The following is a 4,509-nucleotide window of genomic DNA, read 5'->3' as shown; positions in this document are numbered from 1 at the left end:
GGTCCCGTGGCCCGAGCGCCCCGATCCCCCGCCCTGCCCCGCGGCCCGGGCTCCGTTTCCTCCGCACCGGCCGGTGCATCCGCTCCGAGCCCCCGATCTTCAGGCTGACCAGAAAATGGACCATTTCCTCTACCGCAACGGGTCGCTCCACGCCGAGGAGGTGCCGCTCTCGGACATCGCCGCGACCGTCGGCACGCCCTTCTACTGCTACTCGGCGGCCACGCTCGAACGGCACTACCGGCTCTTCACCGAGGCGCTGACGCCCCTGCCGCATCTGGTCTGCTTCGCGATCAAGTCGCTGTCGAACCTCGCGGTGCTGAAGCTTCTGGGCGATCTCGGCGCGGGCATGGATGTGGTCTCGGCGGGCGAATATCTGCGCGCGCGCGCCGCCGGCGTGCCGGGAGACCGGATCGTCTTCTCGGGCGTGGGCAAGACCCGCGAGGAGATGCGGATCGCGCTCGAGGGCGGGATCCGGCAGTTCAACGTGGAATCCGAGCCCGAGATGCGGGCGCTGTCCGAGGTGGCCTCCTCGATGGGGCTGCGCGCGCCCATCGCCGTGCGGGTGAACCCCGACGTCGATGCCCGCACCCACGAGAAGATCGCGACCGGCAAGAAGGAGAACAAGTTCGGCATCCCGATCGAGCGCGCCTCGGAGGTCTATGCCGAGGCCGCGGCCCTGCCCGGGCTCGAGGTCATGGGGATCGACGTCCATATCGGCTCGCAGCTGACCGAGCTCGAGCCCTTCGAGCAGGCCTATCTGAAGGTCGCGGACCTCACCGGCCGCCTGCGCGCCGAGGGCCACGAGATCCGCAGGCTCGACCTCGGCGGCGGCCTCGGCATCCCCTACACCCGCTCGAACGAGGCCCCGCCGCTGCCCACCGACTATGGCGCGCTCATCAAGCGCACCGTGGGCCATCTCGGCTGCGAGATCGAGATCGAGCCGGGGCGGCTGATCTCGGGCAACTCGGGCGTAATGGTGAGCCGGGTCATCTATGTCAAGCGCGGCGAGGGGCGCGACTTCCTGATCCTCGACGCGGCGATGAACGATCTCGTGCGGCCCTCGATGTATGGCGCGCACCATGACATCGTGCCGCTGGCGGAGGCCAGGTCGGGCACCGAGAGCCAGCCCTACGATGTGGTGGGCCCGGTCTGCGAGACGGGCGACACCTTCGCCAAGGCGCGCGCGCTGCCGCCGATGGCCGAGGGCGATCTGGTGGCCTTCCGCTCGGCCGGCGCCTATGGCGCGGTGATGGCCTCGGAATACAATTCCCGCCCGCTGGTGCCCGAGGTTCTGGTGCGCGGGGATCACTTCGCCGTCATACGGGCGAGACCGACGTTTGACGAAATGCTCAGCCGCGATAGCATCCCCGAATGGCTGTGACGCGCGCAGCCGCAATCAGGCGAGGCGCATGGCCCACGAGAACCGCGACACCGCCGGGGATCCCGCGACCGCCACGGCGCTCGCGCGACTGATCTGGCCGCTCCGCCTGACCTGGGCGGGGCTCTGGGCCGAGCGGCTGGTGCGCAGCTTCTGGCCGGTCTGGACGATCCTCGCGGCAACCCTCGCGGCGCTCGTCTTCGGACTGCAGGATCTCCTGCCGCTCGACTGGGTGCGGGGCGGCCTCGCACTGGCAGCCCTCGGCGCGCTGATCGCGGCGGGCCTCGGGCTTCGCGCCTTCCGCAGGCCCACGCGGGCCGAGGCGCTCTCTCGGCTCGACGCCTCGCTGCCGGGCCGCCCGATCTCCTCCATGACCGACGCACAGGCCATCGGCAGCGGAGATCCCTGGTCGCGCGCCATCTGGCAGGCGCACCGCCGCCGCATGGCCGAACGCGCGGCCGAGGCGCGTCCCGTCCGCCCCGACCTCCGGCTCGCCCGCCGCGACCCGTTTGCCCTGCGGTATCTGGCGCTGACCGCCCTCGTCATCGCGCTGATGTTCGGCTCGGTCTGGCGCGTGGCCTCGGTCACGGGCCTTGCGGGCGGCGGGGCGGAGGCGATGGTGGGCCCGAGCTGGGAGGCCTGGGCTCAGCCCCCCTCCTACACCGGCAAGCCGTCCCTCTATCTCAACGAGATCGACGCGCCCGAGATCACGCTGCCCGTGGGTACGAGGCTCCAGATCCGCCTCTATGGCGAGGTGGGCGATCTGTCCGTCACCGAGAGCGTCTCGGGCCGCCCCGCGGGCGAGGCGCCCCCGGGGCCCGCGCAGGATGTCGAGGTGCGCCAGACCGGTGCGCTGACCATCGACGGGCGCGGCGGCCGGTCCTGGAAGATCATGGCGCTGGCCGACCGCCCGCCGCTCGTCACCGCCGACGGCCAGATGGAGCGCGAGGCGGACGGGCAGATGAAGCTCTCCTTCTCGGCCCGCGACGATTACGGCGTGACCGGTGGTCAGGCGACGATCCTGCTCGACCTGCCTGCGGTCGACCGCCGCTACGGGCTGGCCGTGGACCCCGAGCCGCGCGAGCCGGTGACGCTCGACCTGCCGCTGCCCATCGCGGGCAACCGTGCCGAATTCAGCGAGACGCTGGTCGACGATCTGGCGAAACATCCGTTCGCGAACCTGCCCGTGGTGCTGAACCTCTCGGTCACGGATGCCGCCCTGCAGGAAGGCCGGGCCGAGCCTCTGAAGGTGGTGCTGCCGGGGCGACGCTTCTTCGATCCGCTGGCCGCGGCCCTGATCGAGATGCGGCGCGACCTCCTGTGGAACCGGACGAACGGGCCGCGCACGGCGCAGATCCTCCATGCGGTGACCCATGCGCCCGAGGGGCTCTTCCGCAACGAGCGCGCCTTCCTGCGCACGAGGGTGCTGATGCGGAGGCTCGATGCCGAGGCCACCGCCCTCGCCCCCGCCGCCCGCGACGAGATCGCCGAGCAGCTCTGGGAGATCGCGCTGATGGTCGAGGAGGGCGATCTCGCCTCGGCGCTCGAGGCGCTCCGGCGCGCGCAGGACCGGCTCGACGAGGCGATCCGCAACGGCGCCTCGCAGGACGAGATCGAGCAGCTGATGCAGGAGATGCGGCAGGCGCTCGACAATTACATGCGCGAGCTGGCCGAGGAGGCGCAGCGCAATCCCGATCAGCAGCAGTCCGAGAACCGCCAGACGATGGAGATGTCGGGCGACCAGCTGCAGGAGATGCTCGACAAGCTGCAGGAGCTGATGGAGCAGGGCCGCATGGCCGAGGCGGCCGAGCTGATGGAGATGATGCGTCAGCTGATGGAGAACATGCAGGTCACCATGGGCGAAGGTCAGGGCCAGGGCCCCGGCAGCCAGGCGATGCGCGACCTCTCCGAGACGCTGCGCGACCAGCAGGGCCTGTCGGACGATGCCTTCCGCGAACTGCAGCAGGGGCCGAACGGCGGCCGCCCGCAGGAGGGCCAGCCCGGCGAGGGCGAGGGCCAGGAGGGGCGCGACGGCCGGAGCCTCGCCGAGCGTCAGCGCGAGCTGGGCGACCGGCTGAACGGGATGCAGGACCAGACCCTGCCCGGTCAGGGCAGCGAGCGGGGCGAGAACGGCCGCCGCTCGCTCGACGATGCCGGCCGGGCCATGCGCGAGGCCGAGCGGGCGCTGCGCGACGGCGACCTGCCCGGCGCCCTCGACCGGCAGGCCGAGGCGATGGAGCAGCTGCGCGAGGGGATGCGCGAGCTGGGCGAGGCCATGGCCGAGGAGCAGCGCCAGCAGAACGGTCAGGGCGAGGGCGAGGCCTTCGGGCGCGCGGATCCGAACAGCCAGCGCGATCCTCTGGGGCGCGAACCCGGCGAGACCGGCCGGATCGGATCCGACCGCAACATGCTGCAGGGCGAGGATGTCTACCGCCGCGCGCAGGATCTGCTGGACGAGATCCGCCGCCGTTCGGGCGACCTCTCGCGCCCCGAGATCGAGCGCGAATATCTGCGCCGGCTGCTCGACATGTATTGAGAGGCCGGCAGGGCCGCTTCTGTCCGCACAAGGCCGGCCGCGCGCGGGAGATCGCCCATTCTCCCAAAGGAAACCGCGGCGCCGTTGTCTCGCGAGACCCGGCCCCGCCCGGGCGATCACTCTGTTCTACCGAAGGGACCGCGCCGCTGCCCGCCCGGCCGCCTGAGGCACCCGGGCCTGACGAGGCTCAGCGGTCAGCGTCCTCCTGAAGGCGCTCCGCGGCGGTGCGCAGCAGCCGGTCGAGCGAGAGGCGCGCCTCGTCGACCGCCGTCACATAGCTTCGCAGGGCGGGTTCGGCCCCGGGAATCTCGGCCGCGATCCGCGGCGCCATCGCATAGGCCAGTGCGAGGATCAGGGCCAGGCTGATCATCAGGAAGAAGCCGGTCCGGAACGGGGCGCGCGACCGCGGGGCGGGCGCCTGCGGCGCGGCAGTCTCAGTCGGGCGCTTCCCGTTCGAGCGGAGGCTCGAATTGATCGCCTCGATGTCCGGCAGCAGATCGCGGCGGGGGCGTGATGCGGGCTCGGCCGGATCCGGAGCGCCGGTCGCGGCGACGTCCGGCGAGGCGGTGGGCGGCAGAGCCTGCGGCCAGGGCGC

General features: G+C 71.9%; 2 protein-coding genes and 1 pseudogene. 2 read left to right on the top strand and 1 reads right to left on the bottom strand.

Features of this window, described 5'->3' with window-relative positions; translation table 11 throughout:
• The first annotated feature begins 115 nt into the window (after nucleotides 1-115).
• Together lysA and A9O63_RS00080 are read left to right on the top strand one after the other, a co-directional pair.
• On the top strand, nucleotides 116-1,381 hold the full coding sequence (gene lysA / locus A9O63_RS00085) for a diaminopimelate decarboxylase (RefSeq protein WP_069330096.1): 1,266 nt from the start codon (nucleotides 116-118) through the stop codon (nucleotides 1,379-1,381).
• 28 nt (nucleotides 1,382-1,409) lie between these two features.
• Complete coding sequence (locus tag A9O63_RS00080) at nucleotides 1,410-3,914, top strand: TIGR02302 family protein (RefSeq protein ID WP_069330095.1); 2,505 nt, start codon at nucleotides 1,410-1,412, stop codon at nucleotides 3,912-3,914.
• Between the two features lie 187 nt (nucleotides 3,915-4,101).
• On the opposite strand, the pseudogene A9O63_RS00075 reads toward A9O63_RS00080, so the two are convergent.
• Nucleotides 4,102-4,509, bottom strand: a pseudogene (locus tag A9O63_RS00075) (zinc-ribbon domain-containing protein); the annotation flags it as partial.

It is taken from the genome of Cereibacter johrii (genome assembly GCF_001720585.1).
GTDB classification, from domain to species: Bacteria; Pseudomonadota; Alphaproteobacteria; order Rhodobacterales; family Rhodobacteraceae; genus Cereibacter_A; species Cereibacter_A johrii.
The sequence above is the reverse complement of the archived record's forward strand: the minus strand, read 5'-3'. Positions and strand labels throughout refer to the sequence as shown.